The 19,830-nt window shown below is 62.7% G+C and carries 19 protein-coding genes; 14 read left to right on the top strand and 5 right to left on the bottom strand.

Going from position 1 to position 19,830, the window contains the following annotated elements:
* Nucleotides 1-5 precede the first annotated feature (5 nt).
* Both A0W34_RS24465 and A0W34_RS24460 read left to right on the top strand, forming a co-directional pair.
* Nucleotides 6-1,295, top strand: a complete 1,290-nt coding sequence (locus A0W34_RS24465) for an adenylosuccinate synthetase (RefSeq protein ID WP_058037676.1) — start codon at nt 6-8, stop codon at nt 1,293-1,295.
* Nucleotides 1,292-1,942: an NUDIX domain-containing protein gene (locus A0W34_RS24460; RefSeq protein WP_020909123.1), complete on the top strand. Its 651-nt coding sequence runs from the start codon at nt 1,292-1,294 to the stop codon at nt 1,940-1,942. Before A0W34_RS24465 ends, A0W34_RS24460 begins: the two co-directional genes overlap by 4 nt.
* A 6-nt stretch (nt 1,943-1,948) precedes the next feature.
* On the opposite strand, the gene hppD is transcribed toward A0W34_RS24460, so the two are convergent.
* Nucleotides 1,949-3,154: a 4-hydroxyphenylpyruvate dioxygenase gene (gene hppD / locus A0W34_RS24455; protein WP_058037677.1), complete on the bottom strand. Its 1,206-nt coding sequence runs from the start codon at nt 3,152-3,154 to the stop codon at nt 1,949-1,951.
* A gap of 195 nt (nt 3,155-3,349) precedes the next feature.
* Here hppD and A0W34_RS24450 point away from each other — a divergent pair, with 195 nt between their 5' ends.
* Nucleotides 3,350-3,862 (top strand): Lrp/AsnC family transcriptional regulator, encoded by a 513-nt coding sequence (locus A0W34_RS24450; protein WP_051649709.1) that lies wholly within the window; start codon nt 3,350-3,352, stop codon nt 3,860-3,862.
* Here the strand turns inward: A0W34_RS24450 and A0W34_RS24445 are convergent.
* Nucleotides 3,850-5,394 (bottom strand): MFS transporter, encoded by a 1,545-nt coding sequence (locus tag A0W34_RS24445; RefSeq protein ID WP_058037678.1) that lies wholly within the window; start codon nt 5,392-5,394, stop codon nt 3,850-3,852. The genes A0W34_RS24450 and A0W34_RS24445 overlap by 13 nt on opposite strands.
* 56 nt (nt 5,395-5,450) lie before the next feature.
* Between A0W34_RS24445 and A0W34_RS24440 the strand changes: the two genes are divergently transcribed.
* Entirely contained in the window at nt 5,451-6,101 is a 651-nt protein-coding gene (locus A0W34_RS24440) for a TetR/AcrR family transcriptional regulator (protein ID WP_030537009.1), read from the top strand.
* 4 nt (nt 6,102-6,105) lie between these two features.
* Here the strand turns inward: A0W34_RS24440 and A0W34_RS24435 are convergent, their stop codons facing one another.
* Nucleotides 6,106-7,206, bottom strand: a complete 1,101-nt coding sequence (locus A0W34_RS24435; protein ID WP_007732623.1) for an adenylate/guanylate cyclase domain-containing protein — start codon at nt 7,204-7,206, stop codon at nt 6,106-6,108.
* A 206-nt stretch (nt 7,207-7,412) separates the two neighbouring features.
* Between A0W34_RS24435 and A0W34_RS24430 the strand changes: the two genes are divergently transcribed.
* Both A0W34_RS24430 and A0W34_RS24425 read left to right on the top strand, forming a co-directional pair.
* Nucleotides 7,413-8,132 carry a DUF6319 family protein gene (locus A0W34_RS24430; protein ID WP_003940205.1) on the top strand — a complete coding sequence of 240 codons (720 nt, stop codon included), beginning with the start codon at nt 7,413-7,415 and terminating at the stop codon, nt 8,130-8,132.
* A 74-nt stretch (nt 8,133-8,206) separates the two neighbouring features.
* Nucleotides 8,207-8,863, top strand: a complete 657-nt coding sequence (locus tag A0W34_RS24425) for a S1 family peptidase (protein WP_081558425.1) — start codon at nt 8,207-8,209, stop codon at nt 8,861-8,863.
* 13 nt (nt 8,864-8,876) lie between these two features.
* On the opposite strand, the gene ilvD is transcribed toward A0W34_RS24425, so the two are convergent.
* Complete coding sequence (gene ilvD / locus A0W34_RS24420; RefSeq protein ID WP_003940201.1) at nt 8,877-10,571, bottom strand: dihydroxy-acid dehydratase; 1,695 nt, start codon at nt 10,569-10,571, stop codon at nt 8,877-8,879.
* 103 nt (nt 10,572-10,674) lie between these two features.
* On the opposite strand from ilvD, the gene A0W34_RS24415 reads away from it, so the two are divergent.
* From A0W34_RS24415 to A0W34_RS24405, 3 genes are all read left to right on the top strand, one after another.
* A complete protein-coding gene (locus A0W34_RS24415; RefSeq protein WP_223304509.1) occupies nt 10,675-10,881 on the top strand; it encodes a hypothetical protein in 207 nt (68 codons plus the stop codon).
* A gap of 103 nt (nt 10,882-10,984) precedes the next feature.
* Nucleotides 10,985-12,673, top strand: coding sequence for an alkaline phosphatase D family protein (locus A0W34_RS24410; protein WP_075834393.1), 1,689 nt, complete (start codon nt 10,985-10,987; stop codon nt 12,671-12,673).
* Nucleotides 12,670-13,944 carry an alkaline phosphatase family protein gene (locus A0W34_RS24405; RefSeq protein WP_007732611.1) on the top strand — a complete coding sequence of 425 codons (1,275 nt, stop codon included), beginning with the start codon at nt 12,670-12,672 and terminating at the stop codon, nt 13,942-13,944. The genes A0W34_RS24410 and A0W34_RS24405 overlap by 4 nt, the downstream gene beginning before the upstream one ends.
* Here A0W34_RS24405 and A0W34_RS24400 read toward each other — a convergent pair.
* The gene (locus A0W34_RS24400; protein WP_007732609.1) at nt 13,941-14,498 is read right to left on the bottom strand and encodes a TIGR03086 family metal-binding protein; all 558 of its coding nucleotides are present in this window, start codon (nt 14,496-14,498) and stop codon (nt 13,941-13,943) included. The two genes, A0W34_RS24405 and A0W34_RS24400, sit on opposite strands and share 4 nt — an antisense overlap.
* Nucleotides 14,499-14,599: 101 nt before the next feature.
* Between A0W34_RS24400 and A0W34_RS24395 the strand changes: the two genes are divergently transcribed.
* The 5 genes from A0W34_RS24395 (at nt 14,600) to A0W34_RS24375 (ending at nt 19,733) form a co-directional block, all read left to right on the top strand.
* On the top strand, nt 14,600-15,595 hold the full coding sequence (locus tag A0W34_RS24395; protein WP_081558866.1) for an aldo/keto reductase: 996 nt from the start codon (nt 14,600-14,602) through the stop codon (nt 15,593-15,595).
* Between the two features lie 45 nt (nt 15,596-15,640).
* Nucleotides 15,641-16,912 carry an MFS transporter gene (locus A0W34_RS24390; protein ID WP_007732605.1) on the top strand — a complete coding sequence of 424 codons (1,272 nt, stop codon included), beginning with the start codon at nt 15,641-15,643 and terminating at the stop codon, nt 16,910-16,912.
* Nucleotides 16,913-16,982: 70 nt separating this feature from the next.
* Nucleotides 16,983-17,411, top strand: a complete 429-nt coding sequence (locus A0W34_RS24385; protein ID WP_007732604.1) for a DUF6325 family protein — start codon at nt 16,983-16,985, stop codon at nt 17,409-17,411.
* Between the two features lie 24 nt (nt 17,412-17,435).
* Entirely contained in the window at nt 17,436-17,762 is a 327-nt protein-coding gene (locus tag A0W34_RS24380) for an SHOCT domain-containing protein (RefSeq protein ID WP_003939954.1), read from the top strand.
* Nucleotides 17,763-17,825: 63 nt separating this feature from the next.
* Nucleotides 17,826-19,733 (top strand): alkyl/aryl-sulfatase, encoded by a 1,908-nt coding sequence (locus A0W34_RS24375; RefSeq protein ID WP_064687702.1) that lies wholly within the window; start codon nt 17,826-17,828, stop codon nt 19,731-19,733.
* Nucleotides 19,734-19,830: the final 97 nt, after the last annotated feature.

The following is a 19,830-nucleotide window of genomic DNA, read 5'->3' as shown; positions in this document are numbered from 1 at the left end:
AGAGCATGATGGAGCCGTTCGAAGACCGCGATATCGTCGTCGTAGACCTCGGGTTCGGAGATGCGGGGAAGGGAGCAACCGTCGATTGGCTTTGCTCCGACCAAGCCGATTTGGGTGTGGCCGCAGTGGTCCGCTTCAACGGTGGGGCACAGGCAGCGCACAACGTGACGGTCGGCGAGCGCCACCACACGTTTTCGCAGTTCGGTTCGGGAACGCTGTCCGGCGTCCCGACGTTTCTCTCGAGATTCGTGTTGGTCGAGCCCATCGCGCTCGCCCGGGAGGCGCGTGCTCTGGAAGCGCTCGGAGTTCGAAATCCGTTCGATTTGATACGGATCGACGCGCGCGCATTGTTGACGACGCCGATTCACGTGGCCGCCAACAGGGCCCGTGAGGATGCTCGCGGCGGTAACCGACACGGCTCGTGTGGCAAGGGGATCGGTGAGACCGCGGCGTACGCGCTCGAAGTTGCGAATGCGCCTACGGTGGGAGACTGCCGGCGACCTGACTCCTTGCGTCGTAAGTTGTCGGCGTTGGTCACATTCTACGGACCGTTGATCGCGGAGAGTCGCCACGGTTTTCCGCCGATCGACGACATGGTCGACATGTACGCGGAATTCGGTGCCGTCGTGGACATCGCCGACCCGGATGCGCTGGGCGCGTTGGGTGCCGGTGGTCGTCTGGTATTCGAGGGGGCACAAGGTGTCCTTCTCGACGAGTGGCGGGGGTTTCACCCACACACCACGTGGTCGACGGTCGAGCCGTCCAACGCGCGAGCAATGATCGACGAGTTGGGCCGGGACAGTTACGTACTCGGCGTCACCCGCACCTACATGACACGACACGGAGCTGGGCCCTTCCCGACGGAGGATCCGGAGTTGGCGAAGGTGTTGCCCGAGCTGCACAACGGGACGGGTGAGTATCAAGGCGGATTCCGGACGGGCCACTTCGACGAGTTGTTGTTGCACTACGCAATCGAGGTGAGCGGTGGCGTCGACGGTTTGGCGCTTACTCATCTCGATGCGATGGATCGCGCGCGGGCTGCAGGCATCCCGATCCACGGGGTGCACGCGTACGAAGGATTGCCGTTCGTTCCCGTCGGAGAGTGGAAGGATCTCGATCACCAGCAGGCGCTGACAGATTCCCTGAAAGCCGTAGGGGTCGTGCCGAAGGAACTTCCGGCCGACCCGGAGGATTTCGCCCGGTATCTGAGCGAGGAAATGGGTGCGCCGGTAGTGCTGACCGCGAACGGTGCCGACCGGGTCGATCGTCAGGTGCGCTGCCCAGTGCCTGCATGATGGACGGTGTGGACCAGTCACTTGTCTCGATCGATGTCATCGCGCTCCGGTTCGGCAATCCGGAACCCGGGATGTTGCGATTTGCCGTCACTCCGCGGCAAGCGGAGCCGTACACCGGGCAGTTGGCGCTGCCCGGTGTACTGCTGGGCGCCGGTGAGCGGTTGCAGGACGCCGCCAGGCGAGCCGTGACCACCAAGCTCGGAATTCCCGACGAGAAGATCCTCGTCAGCGGTCAATTGACCGTGTTCGACGAACCCAATCGAGACCCCCGCGGTCCGACGCTCTCGGTGACCATGTGGGCAGTGATCTCGTCGGACGAGGTGCCGGGTTCGGCCGAATGGGTGAGCTGGGACAACCCGGGGGACCTTGCGTTCGACCACAATCGGATAGTCGCCGATACCCGCCCGATCCTTGCTGACACCCTGTTGTGGCGAGATCAGGCATTCACGCGGGCACTACTGGGTCCGTCGTTTCCGGCGTCGTACGCGCTGGCCGTGGCGGAGGAGCTTTCCGGTGTGCGTCCGGACCCGGGCAATTTGAACCGGACGCTCAAAGCGTTGCCAGGGCTGGAACGTACGGACGAACGAGTCCGGGTCAGTGCCACCGGGCGACCCGCGGTGGTCTGGGCGTGGACCGAAAACAGCTGACCTACCTCAGAAGTTGCCCCGCGCGGCCTGCTCACGCTCGATCGCTTCGAACAGGGCTTTGAAGTTTCCCAGTCCGAATCCCAGTGAGCCGTGGCGTTCGATGATCTCGAAGAACACGGTGGGACGATCTCCGATCGGCTTGGTGAAGATCTGAAGAAGATAGCCGTCCTCGTCGCGGTCGACGAGGATGCCTCGCTTCTGCAATTCCTCGATCGGAACTCGAACCTCTCCGATACGCGCGCGCAATTCGGGATCCTCGTAATACGAAGCCGGAGTAGAGAGAAACTCGATTCCTTCGTCGACCAGAGCATCGACTGCTCCGAGGATGTCGTTGGTCGCAAGCGCGAGATGCTGAGCGCCGGGACCTTGATAGAACTCGAGGTACTCGTCGATCTGTGACCGCTTCTTCGCGATGGCAGGTTCGTTGAGTGGGAACTTGACTCGGTGATTGCCGCTCGAGACGACCTTGCTCATCAGCGCGGAGTAGTCGGTGGCTATGTCGCCGCCCACGAACTCGGCCATGTTGGTGAATCCCATGACCCGGTTGTAGAAGTCGACCCACTGGTCCATCTTGCCGAGTTCGACGTTGCCGACGACGTGGTCGAGGGCCTGGAAGATGCGCTCGGGCGCGCCGTCACGCTTGCGGTACGACGACGTCCGTTCGACGTATCCGGGAAGGTAAGGGCCGGTGTAGCGGGAACGGTCGACGAGGGTGTGCCGAGTCTCGCCGTACGTCGCGATGCTGGCCAGGCGAACGGTGCCGTGCTCGTCGGTGACGTCGTGCGGTTCGCTCAACACCGTCGCACCTTGGGTGATGGCGTGCGCGATGCACTTGTCCACGTCAGGGACGCTGAGCGCGATGTCGCGGATGCCGTCGCCATGACGGCTGTGATGCGCGATCAACTCGCTTGTCGGATCCACAGCACCTTTGACGACAAAGCGCACGGCACCGCTCTTGAGTACGAACGCGTGGTGGTCGCGGTTTCCCGTCGACGGGCCTGAATAGGCCACCAATTCCATGCCGAATGCGGACTGGAAGAAATGTGAAGTCTGCGTGGCGTTTCCGACGATCCATTCGAGGCCGTCCCAACCACTCACCGGGAAGGGATCGTGATCGCTGTCGTACTCGACCAGTCCGACCAGCTGGCGTAATTGCTCCAGATCCAGGCCGGCCAACTGTTCGTCGTCGGTGAGAGTCTGTTCGACGGTCATGGTGAGTCCCCTCTGAGTGCGATGTACACAGCGCGGTGCTCGAGTTATGTTCGGCACTGCCGGTACAAACAGATAAGTCCTTCAGAGGTTGGGTAGTCAACGGAGGTAGTTGAAAGTAGACACAGCGCCGGAATGCGAAGATGGTGGCACTGTTTTGTAGGCAATTTGCATAGTTGAACGACGAGTGGAGCGGACGTGAATCTCGACGCAGTGGATCTGGCTCTGTTGGACGCGATGAACAAGCACCCGAGAGCCGGTGCGTTGGAGCTTTCGCGTCAGGTCAAGGTTGCGCGGGCGACAGTGCAGGCGAGATTGAAAAGGATGGAAGATGCGGGCGTCATCGCCGGATACGCGCCGCACGTCAATTTGGCTGCAGCGGGTTTCGGAGTACAGGCATTCGTGACTTTGCAGATCGCCCAGGGGGCGCTCGACACCGTCACCGCGGAACTCGAGGCGATCCCCGGTGTGCTCGAAGCCTTTGCCACCACCGGCTCCGGCGACGTGCTGTGCCGGATTGCCGCTGCGTCGCACGAGGATTTGCAAGCGACGCTGCTCGAACTGAATCGGTCGGGGATAGCCACCCGGTCGACCAGCGTCATGGTTCTCTCGGTTGTGGTGCCGCTCCGGTCGATGCCCCTCCTGCAGACTCTGCAGTCGGAGCAGACAACCAAGGCCCCGGCGTACCGACGAGGCGGTCAGTCTCGCTGACGACCCGGAGCCCAGAATCCCAGAACGATCGCGGATACCCACATGATCGCAGCGAGCGTGAGTGCTCCTTGATCCATGCCTTTGATGAAGGCTTCACGGGCGAATTCGGCCAACTGGGCACCCTGCGGCCCGGCTGCTTCGGCGACGTGGAGAGCGGCGGCCAGAGAACCGGATACCGGCTCCTTGGCCGGTTCGGGTAGCAAGTCGACCGCGGGCTGGACGTGATTTCCGTAGCCGGCGGCGAGGATACTTCCCGCCAGTGCAACGCCGATGGCGGAGCCGATCTCACGGGTTGCGTCGTTGACTGCTGATGCAACACCCTGTTTGGAGTCCGGTGCGTTGGAGACGATGGCAGCAGTGGCGGGGGTTGTCGACAAACCCAATCCAATAGCGGCCACTACCAAGGGAACACAGACTTCGGCATAGGTCGAACTGGCGTCCAAGCGCGTCAAGAGCGCAATTCCGGTTCCGAGGAAGGCAACCCCGGTGGCGGTGAGGGCGCGAAGGCCGATACGCGGAATCAGCAGGGGAGCAACCACGGACAGCGCCATCACCGGCACGGCGATCGGCATGAGGGCGAGCGCCGATTGCAGGGGGGAGTAGTCGAGCACCAGTTGGAGATACTGCACGATCAGGAAGAACAAGCCGAAAGTCGCCAGGAATTGCAGGGTCAGTGACGCTGCGCCGCTGCCGAATGCACGATTGGCAAACAGTCTGACGTCCAGAAGTGGGTGGCGAGTGCGTAATTCGACCCAGCTGAAGATTGCTGTCATGGCAATTCCGCCGACCAGCAACGCGAGAACTACCGGATCGAGCCAACCACGGGCCGGCGCCTCGATCATCCCCAGGACGAACAGTCCGATCGAGCCGGCGATCAGCGCTGTACCAGGTAGATCGAGTGGAGTTGCCTCCGTGTCCTTCGACGTCACGATCGTGAACGACACCACGAGGATGAGGACCGAGACGACGGCCAGGCTGACGAAAATCGAATGCCAGGACCATTTTTCGAGGAGTAGCCCGGAGACGACGAGTCCGGCGATTGCACCGGACCCTGCGACGCCGGACCAGACTCCGACGGCGCGGGCACGCTGCGCCGGCGGGAAACCTGCAGTGAGTAGAGACAGCGTCGCCGGCATGACAAATGCGGCGCCGACGCCGGATATCACGCGGGAGACGATGACCCACGACGGTTCGTCCGCGAAGACCGGAATCGACGAGCCGGCAGCAAAAACGAGTAGTCCGAACATGAGCAGTTCTCGTCGACCGTATCGATCGCCGAGTGCGCCCGCCGGCAACAAGAGACAAGCCAGCGTGAGCGTGTACCCGTCCACGATCCACGTGAGCTGGCTCTGTGTTGCACCGGTATCGCGGGCCAAGTCGGGAAGGGCCGTGTTGAGAGCGGCCATCGCTGCGACGACCAGCGCGACGGCGCAGCACGCGACCGTCAGCATCCAGATCTGTCGGATGGTCCACGTGGACTGTTCGAGCGTCGTATCGCTACTCACGAAACCTCCCGATAGAAACAAGACCATCAGTATCGTTACAAGAACAGCAGTTCCACAACCCCCAAGTGGGTATAACTGAAGTTGTGACGGTGGGAATCGACAAGCAGGGAATCGAACAGCAGGGAAACGACGAGGACCCGCGCAAACAGCGTTCCAGGTCCAGGTTGCTCGACGCAGCGACCACGCTGCTGGCAGAAGGCGGCGTCGACGCCGTGACGATCGATGCCGTCACCAAGTTGGCCAACGTCGCGCGTGCGACGCTGTACCGCCATTTCGACAGCGGCACGGAGTTACTCGCCGCGGCATTTGCACGTCTACTGCCGCCGGTGCCGGAGATGTCCGGTGAAGGCGATCTCCGCGCGCAGTTGCTCGAGTTGTTGACCAGTCAGGCCAAGGCCATCGAAAGCGCACCGATCCAGGTGACGGCGATGTGCTGGCTCGGCTTGGGGCCGGAACTGAAGGGTTATTCGAGCGTCGATGCCCTGTCCACGGACAAGCCCGAATTGCGATCGCTGCGCCAGACGGTTTTCGAGCAGTACCGACACGCGTTCGATCGGATCCTGCGCTCGCCGGACGCGATCGACGCGTTGGGGGAGTACGACTACGACGTCGCACTTGCTCAGTTGGTCGGACCTTTGGTGCTCACCAAGCTGGCCACGCTGACGCCTCTCGGGGAGGCTGCGTGTGAGCAGATCGTGGACGACTTTCTGGCTGCACGCGGAGTGTCGAGCTGAGAGCTCACGGCTCCAGATTGCGGCGTAGCACGTACTGCTCGAGCCTGTCGATGCCGCGCACTCGTCGCGGACGAAGGTGTCGCAGTTTGAAATTGGCGTCCGAGCCGAGCTGGGTGGCCAGCTCGGAGTCGATCAGCACAGTGCCGGGACGAGCAGAGCTGGTGAGACGCGCGGCCTTGTTGACCACCGAACCGTAGAGATCTCCGAAGCGAACCAACGTCGGCCCCATGGCCAGACCCACCCGAAGCTGCGGATCGTCGTGATCGGCGAGGACCGCCTGCTGGATCTGCAAAGCGATCTCGGCGGCGTGATGAGGACTCTCGGCGGCAAACATGACCTCGTCACCGACGGTCTTGACCACCCAGCCGTAGTTGCGACCGATGATTTCGGTGGACGCGGACTCGAACCGCTCGAGCAGATCGTTGAGTTCGGCGGAGTCGAGGCCGCGGGTCAGCGAGGTGTACCCGACGATGTCGGCGAAACCCACGACCAGAACACGACTCGCTACTTCTTCGCCCGGGTTTCCGACGTTGCGGCCCGTCGACGACGCGACGTGGCGCTTCCACACGTACGTCTGCAGAGATTCGACAGCGGGAATGATCTCGGCGCCGAGGCGCAGAACGATCTTCCGGATCGCTTCGGGCTCGTGATCTGCCGAGTCGGCGAGCTGGTCGATGATGTGTGTGCTGATCAGCGAGACCTGCCACTCAGCCAACCTCGACATCGACTGCCCCAGTGAACGGGCGGCAGCCACCTCACTGCTCTGCGAGATGACTCCTCGATTGACCATGTCGATGATCGTCTTGAGGGCGTTGGCGTCTTGCTGGGTGAACATGACGGCGTCGGGATCCTCGTCGACGGCAAAGCCCATCGCGACCCACAAACGATCGGCACGCTCGCGTGTCACACCGGCGAATTCCGCGATCTGCGATTGCGTGAAGCAGCGCGGTCCGCCGAGGAGGGACTCCTCGATGTCGGCTTGAATCCGGCTGAGCAGATGAGCATCGACGTCGACCGGATCAGCGGTGTGAGGTTCGGCAACGTGAGATTCAGCAGGGGCGGGTTCGGTGACCTCGTCGATCCACTCTGACTCCGAACTGCTCACCGTGCTCCTTATTGCCGCAACGAATTTCTGTCCACCATCTTCCACGCGGTGCCACGAGAACAGTACTGAATTGGCCGAACCGTCTACGGATCCTCGGGCTCAGGCGGGCGGTGAGAGTCAACACGTCGGTGGCTTGTGCAAGAGTTGCCCCGAGAAAAGCACTGTCGATACCGAAATGCACGAGATACTTCTGAAAGGACCTGCGCATGCCACCCCGTAGACGTTCCGGCGCTGCCGCATCAACGCCGGATCACCTCACTGCGGACAATCTGGCAGCGCTCGCCACGGCTGTCGCCGAAGGCAAGCGCGCCACCGTCTATCTGCGCGAGGCGACTCCCAGCTTGGGGATCGAAGCCGGTACCTCGGCGAAAGTCGTGTCGGTGGACGGCAACACCGTGATGATCCGCCCCAAAGGCGTCAACGACGAATTGCCTTTCGAGGCAGAGGAATTGCGCATAAACCGCGTCTCCGCGGCACCGGCCAAACCGGCGCCACGGCCCAAACCAGTTGTGGAGTCCGAGCCCCTGATGGAGCCACTCGTAGAGCCTGTTCGACCGAAGCCGCGTGCGCAGCCTGCACCCGCTCCGGTCCCGACTACCACTGCTGCCCCTGCCGCGACACCTCGTCCGGCCGTCAAGCGTGCGAAGAAACTGCCGGCCGGCATCAGCGTCACGATCCATGCGGGCGCGGACAACGACTGGAGCGTGACGGTCACACAGGGCGCCAAGCGTCCGGGCAAAGCAGTTCCGGTCGCACCCGATGCGGTCGAGCGAGCTGTCCGCGAGTTGGGTGAGCCCACCGCAATCGAGGCTGTCGAGTCCATCATCGTCGCTGCACGGGACATGGCTGCAGCGCGAGTCGACGAGTTGAGTCGTCAGCTCGAGGAGGCACGCAAGATGCTCGAAGCGCTCGGAGCTACCGACTAGAAACGCTGCGTAGGTCCGCACTTTCCGGGGTATGCGTTTTTTGCAGCGGGGAGATTACCGGCGGAGAGATTGTGATGTTGCAGCGAATTGTTTCGGCTCTGGCAGCGTTGGTCTTGGCACTCGGACTCGGGTTCATCGTCAGCAGCAACGCTGTTGCTGCACCCACGCCCATGGGTGGTGGTTCGGGCATCATCATCGACAATCAACTGGTCTGTACGTTGACCACTATCGGTCACGACAACGGCGGCAGACTCGTGGGTATCACCGCAGGTCACTGCGGTGGTCCTGGATCGTTCGTGATCCCGGAAAGCAACGAGGACGCAGGCGTGGTCGGCACGTTCGTCGAGTCGAACCCGGACCTGGACTACGGGGTCATCCAGTTCGATCCGGGCAAGGTCACACCAGTTCGAACGGTGGGCGCGGCAACCATCATCTCGATCGGCGCTCCGGCCAGCTTCCCGGCTACAGCCTGCAAGGAAGGCCGTACGACGGGCACGACCTGCGGCGTCGTCTGGGGAGACCTGAGCGCCGACGCATCCACCTGGACTCAGATCTGCGTCGACCACGGTGATTCGGGAGCCCCGGTCACGGTCGGGACGACGCTGGTCGCGATGGTCAACGCCTACCTCTGGGTGCCATGCCTGGGGCCGGAACTCGGCACCAACATGACCTCCATCGTGGACACGATCAATGCCCACGGAGGCGTCGGCGCCGGGTACCGGCCCATCTAGCAGCGGGCTGGGATCAGCCGCACACTGCTCCACCCGAGGCTGATCCCACGAGCTTGGAGTACTTGGCCAACACACCACGTGTGTAGCGAGGCGGCAACGGCTCCCAGCCCTTCTTGCGGGCTTCCAATTCGGAGTCGTCGACCAACAATTCGAGTTGTCCGGTACCCACGTCGAGTCGGATCTGATCGCCGTCGCGAACGAACGCGATGGGACCGCCGTCAACCGCCTCGGGCGCAACGTGTCCGACACACAGGCCGGTGGTGCCGCCCGAGAATCGTCCGTCCGTCAGCAGCAGGACGTCCTTGCCGAGACCCGCGCCCTTGATCGCGCCCGTGATGGCCAGCATCTCGCGCATGCCGGGACCACCCTTCGGGCCTTCGTAGCGGATGACGACAACGTCACCGCCGGTGATGGTGCCGTCCTCGAGAGCATCCATCGCGGCGCGCTCGCGTTCGAAAACCCGTGCAGTGCCGACGAATACATCAGACTCGAATCCTGCCGACTTGACCACCGCGCCGCCGGGCGCGAGTGACCCCTTCAAGATCGTGATGCCTCCGGTGGGGTGAATGGGCTTGTTCATCGCCCGCAGGACCTTGCCGTCCGGATCGGGCGGGGTGATGTGCGCGAGATTCTCCGCCACGGTCTTACCGGTGACGGTCAGGCAATCTCCGTGCATGAGTCCCGCGTCGAGCAATGCCTTCATGATCACGGGGACGCCGCCGATACGGTCGACGTCCGTCATGACGTGCTTTCCGAAAGGCTTGACGTCGGCGAGGTGCGGGACCTTCGCGCCGACGCGAGCGAAGTCGTCGAGCGTCAGGGGGACGTACGCTTCGTGCGCGATCGCGAGGAGATGGAGCACCGCATTGGTGGATCCGCCGAATGCCATGACTACTGCAATGGCGTTCTCGAACGCTTCCTTGGTGAGGATGTCCCTCGCGGTGATACCTCGACGCAGGAGTTCGACAACGGCTTTGCCGCTCTCGCGGGCGAAGCCGTCGCGGCGACGATCCGGTGCGGGCGGTGAAGCGCTGCCGGGCAGCGACATTCCCATGGCCTCGGCGGCGCTGGCCATCGTGTTTGCCGTGTACATGCCGCCGCACGCGCCTTCGCCCGGGCAGATCGCCCGTTCGATGGTGTCGACGTCGGCGCGGCTCATCAGCCCACGCGAGCAGGCGCCAACCGCCTCGAACGCGTCGATGACGGTGACTTCCCGCTCACTGCCGTCGGAAAGTTTGGCGACGCCGGGGAGGGTGGAGCCGGCGTAGAGGAACACGCTGGCGAGGTCGAGGCGGGCCGCCGCCATCATCATGCCGGGCAACGACTTGTCGCAGCCGGCGAGAAGGACCGATCCGTCGAGACGCTCGGCCTGCATGACGGTCTCGACGCTGTCCGCGATCACTTCACGGGAAACGAGGGAGAAGTGCATGCCCTCGTGCCCCATCGAAATGCCGTCGGAGACGGAGATAGTGCCGAATTCGAGAGGGAACCCGCCGGCTTCCCGTACGCCCTCCTTGACGGCCTTGGCCAGGCGATCGAGGGACAGGTTGCATGGCGTGATTTCGTTCCAGGACGAGGCGACGCCGATCTGCGACTTGACCCAGTCGTCGTCGCCCATTCCTACTGCACGCAACATGCCGCGCGCTGCGGTCTTTTCGAGTCCGTCGGTGACGTCACGACTTCTGGGCTTGATGTCGGGTTCGGTCATTTTCCAAGCATAGGCGTCAGCGGGGTGTGTTTCCGGCAGACGAGCGACTCGACTTGCCGACAAACGCCGTCCGTCGTGAATAGACTCGTCGCATCGGGTGTGGGTGACTTTCTTTGCCGCTCTGCTGATACTGCCCATCCTGTTCGGCGCGTTGATCGCAGGTTATTCCGCGTTCTCCGAGGTCGACGGGTCCGAGGCTCTGCTTCCGCCGGCGTTCTGGATCCTGATCGCGGCCGGGGGTGCACTCGGCGGTTACATCGGAGTCAAGGTCGGTGTGGTTCGAGGCTCGGCCCTCGATTACCGGTTGTAATCGGGATCGACTCGATCAAACTTCCAGAGAAGCGCAGGCGAAGCCTGGGTGAACATCCCGAAGCTCTCTTGAACGCCCGTTCAGGTGCGGGTTCACTCCTAGCGTGCACACGAATGCCTTCGATCGAATATCCAGACGTGGCCTGCTGCAGGGATCGGCGGCCCTCGCCGGCGCAGTAGGTCTTGGTGTCGCTTCGGCGAGCCACGCCGGTGCCGAGGTTCCGGGTGGCAGCCCGGGCTTCGCGCACGGCGTGGCATCCGGTGACCCGTTGCCGGATGCGGTGATCATCTGGACCCGCATCACCCCGACGGCAGACGCGACGCCCGGTTCCGGCGTCGGGCCGGCGGTGACTCTCAACTGGCAGGTCGCGACCGATGAGGGGTTCGCGAGCGTCGTTGCGTCCGGAAGTGTTGCTGCTTCGGCGGATTCCGATCACACCGCGAAGGTCGACGTCACCGGACTCGATTCGTCGACGGCGTACTGGTACCGATTCACTGCGGGTTCGGCTGTTTCTCCGGTGGGCCGCACCCGTACGGCTCCGTCGAACTCGGCAGATCTCGATCGTCTCCGCTTCGGCGTGGTGTCCTGCTCCAATTGGGAGGCGGGGTATTTCGGTGCCTATCGTCACCTCGCATTCCGCGAAGACCTCGACGCGATCATCCACCTCGGTGACTACATCTACGAGTACGGGCAGGGGGAGTACGGCGCGAGAAACGGATCCGTTCGCCTTCACGAGCCGGCCCACGAGATCATTTCGCTGGCCGACTACCGAATTCGGCACGCGCAGTACAAGACAGACCCGGATCTGGCAGCTCTGCACCTGAAGCTCCCGTTCATCACCACGTGGGACGATCACGAATCGGCCGACAACGCGTACCGGGACGGCGCCGAAAACCACACTCCCGGTGTCGAAGGTGACTGGGCAGATCGAAAGGCCAACTCGGCCAAGGCATATTTCGAGTGGATGCCCGTCCGCCCGTCGGGTAATGGTTCGAGCGTTCAGCTGTATCGTCGGTTCCGCTTCGGGAATCTGGCCGAGATCTCGATGCTCGATCTGCGTACCTACCGCGACGAGCAACCGACCATGAAGCAGGTCGACGATCCGTCGCGCACCATTACCGGACGCGCACAGATGGATTGGTTGACCAACGGAATCGTCACCTCCCCGACGCAGTGGAAGGTCGTCGGCAATCCGGTCATGATCACGCCCTGCGTGTTCCCGCCGCTGGAACCGGCGACCACCGCGGCGTTGACCGAACTGGTGGGTGTGCCGCAGGCCGGTGTCCCGTACAACACGGATCAGTGGGACGGGTACACCGCCGACCGCACCAGGCTTTTCGACGCGATCACCTCGAACGGTGTGGACAACACCGTCTTCATCACCGGTGACATCCACACGTCGTGGGCCTGCGACCTACCGACCAACGCCGCCAACTATCCGGGTGGGCCGACCGTCGGCGCCGAGTTCGTCGTCCCGTCGGTGACGTCGCCCAATATCGACGACATGCTGAAAGTGCCACCGCGCACGGTAACCGTTGCGGCAGAAGAAGCATTCAAGGCCGTGAACCGACACGTGCGGTACGTCGAACTGGATTCGCACGGCTACGGCGTATTCGAAATCGCCCGCGAAGGTACTCAGATGGACTGGTACTACGTCGACGATCTCACCAATCCGCAGAGCAATGCGCACTACGCCGTGAGCTACCGTCTTCCGGCAGGCGCGGGCAGTAGAGTCTCACCCACCTCGGCCGCCCTCGATCAGGCCTCGTACCGACCAGGAGTCGACCAGTGAGCATCGAAGTTTCGCGTCGTAGCGTTCTGATCGGCGGAAGTGTTGTCGCCGGAACGGCATTGCTCGGAACGCCCGCTCGCGCGAGTGTTCCCACCAGCGCCGGAATCCCAGACCTGGACGTGCATGTCATAGTCGTCGACGGCATGCGGCCGGACGAGCTGCGATCGGAGCTCACCCCGACGCTGACCGGGCTTGCGGCCGGCGGTATCCACTACCCGGACGCCAGTGCCATCACGATCGCAGAGACGCTGCCGAACCACACGGCGATGATGACGGGAGTGCTGCCGGCGCGTTCGGGTGTACCCGCCAACTCCGTCTACGATCCGGCCATCGACAAGAAGCGTGACCTCGATCGGCCTTCCGACCTGCAGGCATCGACGGTTCTGGATCGGGTGCGCACCGAACTCGGATTGACCACTGCGAGTGTGCTGTCGAAGCGCTACCTGCACGGGTTGTTCGGTGACCGCGCCTCATTGGTGTGGGATCCGCAGCCGCTCGTTCCCGGTACCGAGCATGCGCCGGACAACTTCACGATCGACGCCTTGATCCGTATCGTCGGCGGGAACTCGCCGCGGCTCTCGTTCACCAACCTCGGTGACGTCGATCGGGTCGGGCACCTGGATCTGTCCGGTCCGTCCATCCGGATCGCTCGCACGGCTGCACTTCAGAACACCGACAACCAGGTTCGCCGCTTCGTCGACTTCCTTCATGACACGGGTCGCTGGAATCGGAGCATTCTGATCGTGTTGGCCGACCACTCCATGGACTGGTCGGAGCCCGCGCGGCTCATCGGCTTGGATCGACCGCTGAACGCGGACCCGTTGCTGGCAGGCAAGATTCGAATCGCCCAGAACGGTGGCGCAGACCTGATCTACTTCATCGGACCCGATGGCGAACGGGCGGAAGCCGTCAGCCGGATTCAGCAGATCGTGGATGGTGTGGACGGCGTCGAATCCAGCCACCTCCCCGCCGAATTCGATCTCGGCACCAATGCCGGTGACGTCGTTGCGTTTTGCGCTCAGGGCTGGCGGTTCAGTGATCCGACTCCACTGTCCAACCCGATTCCCGGCAACCACGGCCATTTCGTGACACTGCCCATTCCGTTCTTCCTCAGCGGCGGGCATCCCGCTCTGGACGGTGGACGGAAGATCGACACGCAGGCTCGCACGATCGACGTCGCGCCGACGGTTGCGGCTCTGCTCGGCCTCGGTGCACCTGCCGGCGGCTGGGACGGCGTCGCTCGCACGACGGGTGTGTCGCTGAACGTCTAACGAGGATCGCGACCGGTCAGGGCAATCAGCTTGTCCTGCAACGACGCATCGTCCGGGAGGTCGACGGGATCGGAGAAGAGTCCGCTCTCGGCGAGCATGTCGCGCTGCCCGTCGAGGTCGGACCAGACGGCCTCGACGAGGTCTGGATCGAGTCGCTCGTCTGCTCCGACCGCTCGCGCGAGGTCCCAGGTGTGGATCGTGACGTCCGAGGTCTGCTGGCGCAGATAGGGTTCCACCTTCACCGTGCCGTACGAGAGGTGAACGTGGGCACTGAGGTCCGTCGATTTCCACGCTTTGATTGCGGCATCGGAGTACTTCTGCCATTCGGTCCACAGGTCGTCCCCGACGGGAACGATGTCCGGTGTCGCCTCGCCGACCGTCAGTCCGGCCAGGAGCGGCGGTACCCACTGCTGCTCCTCGATGACGTGGCGGACGAGGTGTTCGACGTGCCAGTCGGAGTCGGGCGTGGGTGCGTTCCAGTCCTCGACCGCAGCGAGTCGTGAACCGAATTCGCGGTGGGCGGTGAGTACGAGTTCGAGCCAATCGAATGCCATCACTCGAGGGTAACCCGATCAGCGTGACGTTAATCGGTGCGTGAGGCTTCGATTCGGTGAAGACTGTCGGGGTTGTCGCTCAGTCGAATCGAGGAGTTTTCATGACCGTCCCCACCGTCACTCTGGCCGAAGGTCTCACTGTCAGCGCCCAGGGATACGGCGCGATGTCCGTCGCCCCGGTCTACGGCCCGGTGGATCCGGCCGAGGCGCTCGCCACGCTGCACCATGCGGTGGACATCGGGATCACGTTCATCGACACCGCCAACGTGTACGGCGAGGGCTCGAGCGAGCGTGCGGTGGGAGAGCTTCTCAAAGACCGCCGGGAGGAAGTGCAGTTGGCGACCAAGTTCGGTCTGGTCGGCAACATCGCCAACGGTCAGCGCGGGATCAACGGAGACCCGGCTTACGTGCCGCGGGCACTCGACGAGTCTCTGGGACGACTCGGCGTCGATCATGTCGACCTCTACTACTTGCACCGGGTCGACCCGAACGTGCCGATCGAAGACACCGTCGGCGCGATCGCGGAGCAGGTGAAGGCGGGCAAGGTCCGCAACATCGGCCTGTCCGAGGCGACCGGCGATGAACTGCGTCGTGCGTACGGGGTGCATCCGATCGCGGCGATCCAGTCGGAATGGAGCATCTGGAGTCGGGACGTCGAGAACAAGGTAGTACCCACCGCCGCGGAACTCGGAGTCGGATTCGTGCCCTTCTCACCTGTGGGCCGAGGCTTCCTGGCGGGATCGTTCGATGCGGAGACGCTCGGTGACAACGACCTGCGCCGACGCTTCCCCCGCTTCTCGGACTCCGCACTTCCCGCCAATCAGAAGGTTCTCGACGTGGTCCGCGCCGTCGGTGAGGAGCTCGGCGCGACGCCTGCACAGGTTTCCCTGGCATGGCTCGATGCCAAGGGCCGCCAGTACGGGTTGCCTTCCGTTTCGATTCCCGGCACTCGGTTCGCTGCACGAGTCACCGAAAACGCCGGAGCGTTGGACATCGTTCTGAGCGAAGACCAGATCGCTCGCCTCGACTCCCTCGCCGCGATTACCGAAGGCTTCCGTTCGGCTGATTTGAATTGGGTCTCTCAGGGCCGCGAATAATCATGTCCTGAGCCTTGCGAAAGACAGGAGTAACATACAGACCCGATGAAAAAAGTGTGGTTGGTCTGGGGTGTCGGTGTTTTTGCCTACGTGATCGCCGTGCTTCACCGCACTTCGTTCGGCGTCTCGGGTCTGTCTGCTGCTGATCGGTTCTCGATCTCGCCCAGCGTTCTGTCGAGCTTCGTCGTGCTGCAGATCGTCGTGTACGCCGGCATGCAGATTCCGGCGGGAGTCCTCCTCGACCGCTACGGTTCGCGGATCATGATCGCAGTCGGTGCGTTCATCATGATGTCCGCGCAGTTGGCTCTCGCCTTCACCGAATCGCTGCCCGTCGCGATCGGTGCACGTATTGCCGTCGGTGCCGGGGATGCACTCACCTTCATCTCGGTGTTGCGGTTGGTACCGCAGTGGTTCCCGCCCCGGCAGGTGCCGTTGGTCTCGCAGTTCACGGGCATCCTCGGTCAGCTGGGCCAGGTGATGTCTGCGCTTCCGTTCATGTTGCTGTTGTCCGGACCGGGCTGGACTTTTGCCTACGGCAGCGCTGCCGCTGTCGGACTGTTGGCGTTTGCGCTGGCGTTGAGTGTCATCCGCGACGCGCCTCCCGGTGCCGACGTGGTCGCCGTGCCGGCCGGCGCCAAGGAGATCGGGCGACAGATCAAGACGGTGTGGATGCGGCCCGGCACCCGACTCGGGTTCTTCAGCCACATGGGGACTCAGTTCTCGATCACGACGTTCGCGCTGCTGTGGGGTGTGCCGTACCTGAAATCGGCTCAAGGCCTCGACTCCACGACGGTCGGCTCGCTGCTGACGCTGTCAGTCATCTCGGCAATCGTGGCCGGCCCGATCCTCGGTATTCTCACCGGTCGCTATCCCATGCGTCGATCGTGGTTGGTTCTCACCATCATGGTGGCCAGCGCGCTCATGTGGACGATCGTGCTTTCACGAAGCGAACCGTCTCCGCTCTGGTTGTTGACGATCCTGGTGGTCGTCATCTCGGTGGGTGGACCGGGTTCGGTGATCGGCTTCGACTACGCGCGTACGTCGAACCCGAGTTCGGCGATGGGCACCGCGCAAGGCATGGTCAACATCGGGGGATTCCTCGCTTCCCTCATCGTGATTCAAGTGATGGGCGTCATCCTCGGGCACATGGGCGGGTACACGTTCGACGGATTCCGTGTCGCCTGGATGGTGCAATATCCGGTTTGGATTCTCGGTATCGTCGGTGTGCTCGTCACCCGAGGCAAAGCCCGGCGAGCCCTCGCAGCAGAAGGCGTACACGTACGGCCGATTCGCGAAGTCATTCGCCGCAACAAATAACTCGATCGCATCGGGTAATTCATCCCCTGCGGGTGAGGTTCCCAAGCGTCCGAGCCACCAGGCTTGATGGATGAACGACGCAATGAACATCGGACCGGTCGAGCTCGTGGTGCTGGCATTCCCAGGTTCAACTGTGGATCCTGAAGCTGTCGCCGCGCTGCAGAACGTGGTGGAACGAGGTTTTGTCACTCTGCTCGACCTCGTGTACATCGCCAAGGACGCGGACGGACAGGTGTCGCAGATCGATGTCGACGAAGATCTCACCGACATCGGACTGGCGATTCTGTCCATCGAAGCCAAGGCATTGATCAGTGACGAGGACCTGGACGTGGTCCGTGAGTCACTCGAACCAGGAACGTCCGCCGCAGTCATCGTCTACGAGCAGACGTGGGCGCGTGAGCTCGCGTCGACGGTTCGCGGTGGCGGCGGCGACGTAGTCCTTCACGTTCAGATACCGCGCGAGGTAGTCGTCGCAGCGGTCGAAGCAGCATTTCAGTAGCGACAATTTCCCAAGGAGTTCGGCATGGTTTTTCGAGGTGGACGCAGAGGGCGGCCGGGGTTGCTCGGCACGGTGGCGCGCACGGCGGTAGTGGCTGGAACCGCAAAGGCGACGTCCAACGCCATGGATCGACGGAGTCAACGAAAGGCCAGCGAGCAGCAGCAGGAATATCAGCAGGAGTACCAGCAGCAACAGCCGCCGCCGCAGCAGCAGGTCGCCCCCGTGCAGTCCGTTCCCCCTTCAGGCGCGGACGATCTGGTCTCCAAGCTGCAGGAGTTGGGACAGCTTCATCAGTCCGGCGTGTTGACCGATGCCGAGTTCGCGGCGGCAAAGGCGCAGTTGCTGAGCTAGCCCTGCTGTTCTCTTCAATTGCGGCAATGCGCATTGCCGCAATTCGGCGTGAAAGGCTGACTTATGATCGACCCACGTGCGGCATCGGCCGCAATCGAAGCCGCGAACGCCCGAGTCGCCGAGACTCTACCGTTCTCCGACGACGCCGACTTCACCGAGGCGAAGCGGGGTTTCGTCGCCGCAATCGATCCGGGGCTGGTTTCCGATTCGGACGGAAAAGTCCTGTGGAACAACGATTCCTACGCGTTCCTTGACGAGGACTGCCCGCCAACGGTCAATCCGAGCTTGTGGCGTCAGTCGAAGTTGGTCGCCAAGCAGGGACTCTTTGCGGTGACGGATTCGATCTATCAGATTCGCGGACTTGATCTGTCGAACATGACGTTGATCGAGGGAGATACCGGAATCATCGTCATCGATCCACTGATCTCCCGGGAAACCGCTGCCGCTGGTCTCGCGTTGTATCGGGAGCATCGTGGTGATCGACCGGTTGTCGCGGTGATCTACACGCATTCGCACATCGACCACTTCGGCGGGGTCAAAGGAGTGACCACCGACGACGACGTCGCCGCCGGGCGATGCGTGATCGTCGCACCCACCGGGCTCGTGGAGCACGCGGTCGAGGAAAACGTCTATGCGGGAACGGCAATGGCTCGACGCGCGGCCTACATGTACGGGGCGGCCTTACCCCGAGGTCCCCGAGGTAGCGTCGGAGCCGGGTTGGGGCAGACCACCTCAACCGGCACACCGACGCTCATTTCGCCGACGGTGTCGATCTCGAAGACAGGTCACACGGAGACGATCGACGGCGTTCGGATCGAATTCCAGATGACGCCCGGAACCGAGGCCCCGTCCGAGATGAACTTCTACTTCCCGGATTTGCGCGCACTGTGTATGGCGGAGAACGCAACTCATACTCTCCACAACCTGCTCACGCTTCGCGGTGCCCTGGTACGAGATCCTCATGTCTGGTCTGCGTACCTGACGGAATCGATCAATCGTTACGCCTCACGATCCGACGTTCTGTTTGCGTCCCACCACTGGCCGACGTGGGGGACCGAACGGCTCACCGAGTTCCTGTCATTGCAGCGCGACCTCTACGGGTACCTTCACGATCAGACACTTCGTCGAATCAATCAGGGGTGGACCGGTCTCGAGATCGCCGAATCGATCGAGCTGCCACCTGCATTGGCGCAAGCGTGGCACACGCACGGGTACTACGGTTCCGTCAGTCACAACGTCAAAGCCATCTACCAGCGATACATGGGTTGGTTCGACGGTAACCCTGCGCATCTGTGGGAGCATCCACCCGTCGAATCGGCCAAGCGTCACGTGGAGTTCATGGGCGGATCAGCAGAAGTGTTACGGAAAGCTCGGGAATCGTACGAGCGCGGCGACTTTCGCTGGGTTGCGCAGGTGGTGAACTACGTGGTCTTCGCTGAACCGGACAACGTCGAGGCCAAGAATCTGCAGGCCGATACCTTCGAGCAACTCGGGTACGGCGCCGAGAACGGCACATGGCGGAACTTCTACCTCACCGGTGCATACGAACTGCGCAACGGCTCAGTGGGGACGCCCACGGTTGCCGCGGCGCCCGACATCACCGCAGCGCTGTCGGTAAGTCAAGTCTTCGATGCAGTATCGCTGCGCGTGGACGGAGTGCGCGCAGCGGGCTCGCACATCGTCGTCGATTGGAACATCACTGACGAAAACATCGTTCACCGAACGGAACTCAGCAACGGAGTTCTGATCCATTTCGACGTGGAAGGTGGGTCTGCAGATGCTGGGTCTGTGGATGCGATGTTCAGTTTGAGTCGGCGCGACTTACTCGGTGTGCTGCTCGGTGGTGTGGACTTGGGTGCCGAGATTGCGAATGGAACCATCTCGGTTTCCGGCGACCCGGCGAAGCTCGCAGAACTTGCCGGGTACCTCGACGAGCCGGATCCGAACTTTGCGATAGTCACTCCGACCTAGCGCTGTATCAGTCGTGAACGAGCCTGTACTTCAATAGGTCTCGAGCCACCCACCTGTTTGAAGTTGTCCGGTTTGTCTCTGGTTATCGAAAGTATGT

Origin of the sequence: Rhodococcus sp. BH4 (genome assembly GCF_002079265.1) — a bacterium.
Classification (GTDB): domain Bacteria; phylum Actinomycetota; class Actinomycetes; order Mycobacteriales; family Mycobacteriaceae; genus Rhodococcus_F; species Rhodococcus_F qingshengii.
The sequence above is the reverse complement of the archived record's forward strand: the minus strand, read 5'-3'. Positions and strand labels throughout refer to the sequence as shown.

Excerpts from the sequence above, each read along its gene's own strand:
- A0W34_RS24425 (WP_081558425.1), top strand. The coding sequence starts at position 8,207 with ATGTTGCAGCGAATTGTTTCGGCTCTGGCAGCGTTGGTCTTGGCACTC.
- ilvD (WP_003940201.1), bottom strand. The coding sequence starts at position 10,571 with ATGACCGAACCCGACATCAAGCCCAGAAGTCGTGACGTCACCGACGGA.
- A0W34_RS24445 (WP_058037678.1), bottom strand. The coding sequence starts at position 5,394 with ATGGTCTTGTTTCTATCGGGAGGTTTCGTGAGTAGCGATACGACGCTC.
- A0W34_RS24465 (WP_058037676.1), top strand. The coding sequence starts at position 6 with ATGATGGAGCCGTTCGAAGACCGCGATATCGTCGTCGTAGACCTCGGG.
- A0W34_RS24380 (WP_003939954.1), top strand. The coding sequence starts at position 17,436 with ATGGTTTTTCGAGGTGGACGCAGAGGGCGGCCGGGGTTGCTCGGCACG.
- A0W34_RS24430 (WP_003940205.1), top strand. The coding sequence starts at position 7,413 with ATGCCACCCCGTAGACGTTCCGGCGCTGCCGCATCAACGCCGGATCAC.
- A0W34_RS24460 (WP_020909123.1), top strand. The coding sequence starts at position 1,292 with ATGATGGACGGTGTGGACCAGTCACTTGTCTCGATCGATGTCATCGCG.
- A0W34_RS24385 (WP_007732604.1), top strand. The coding sequence starts at position 16,983 with ATGAACGACGCAATGAACATCGGACCGGTCGAGCTCGTGGTGCTGGCA.
- A0W34_RS24400 (WP_007732609.1), bottom strand. The coding sequence starts at position 14,498 with ATGGCATTCGATTGGCTCGAACTCGTACTCACCGCCCACCGCGAATTC.
- A0W34_RS24375 (WP_064687702.1), top strand. The coding sequence starts at position 17,826 with ATGATCGACCCACGTGCGGCATCGGCCGCAATCGAAGCCGCGAACGCC.
- A0W34_RS24395 (WP_081558866.1), top strand. The coding sequence starts at position 14,600 with ATGACCGTCCCCACCGTCACTCTGGCCGAAGGTCTCACTGTCAGCGCC.
- hppD (WP_058037677.1), bottom strand. The coding sequence starts at position 3,154 with ATGACCGTCGAACAGACTCTCACCGACGACGAACAGTTGGCCGGCCTG.
- A0W34_RS24390 (WP_007732605.1), top strand. The coding sequence starts at position 15,641 with ATGAAAAAAGTGTGGTTGGTCTGGGGTGTCGGTGTTTTTGCCTACGTG.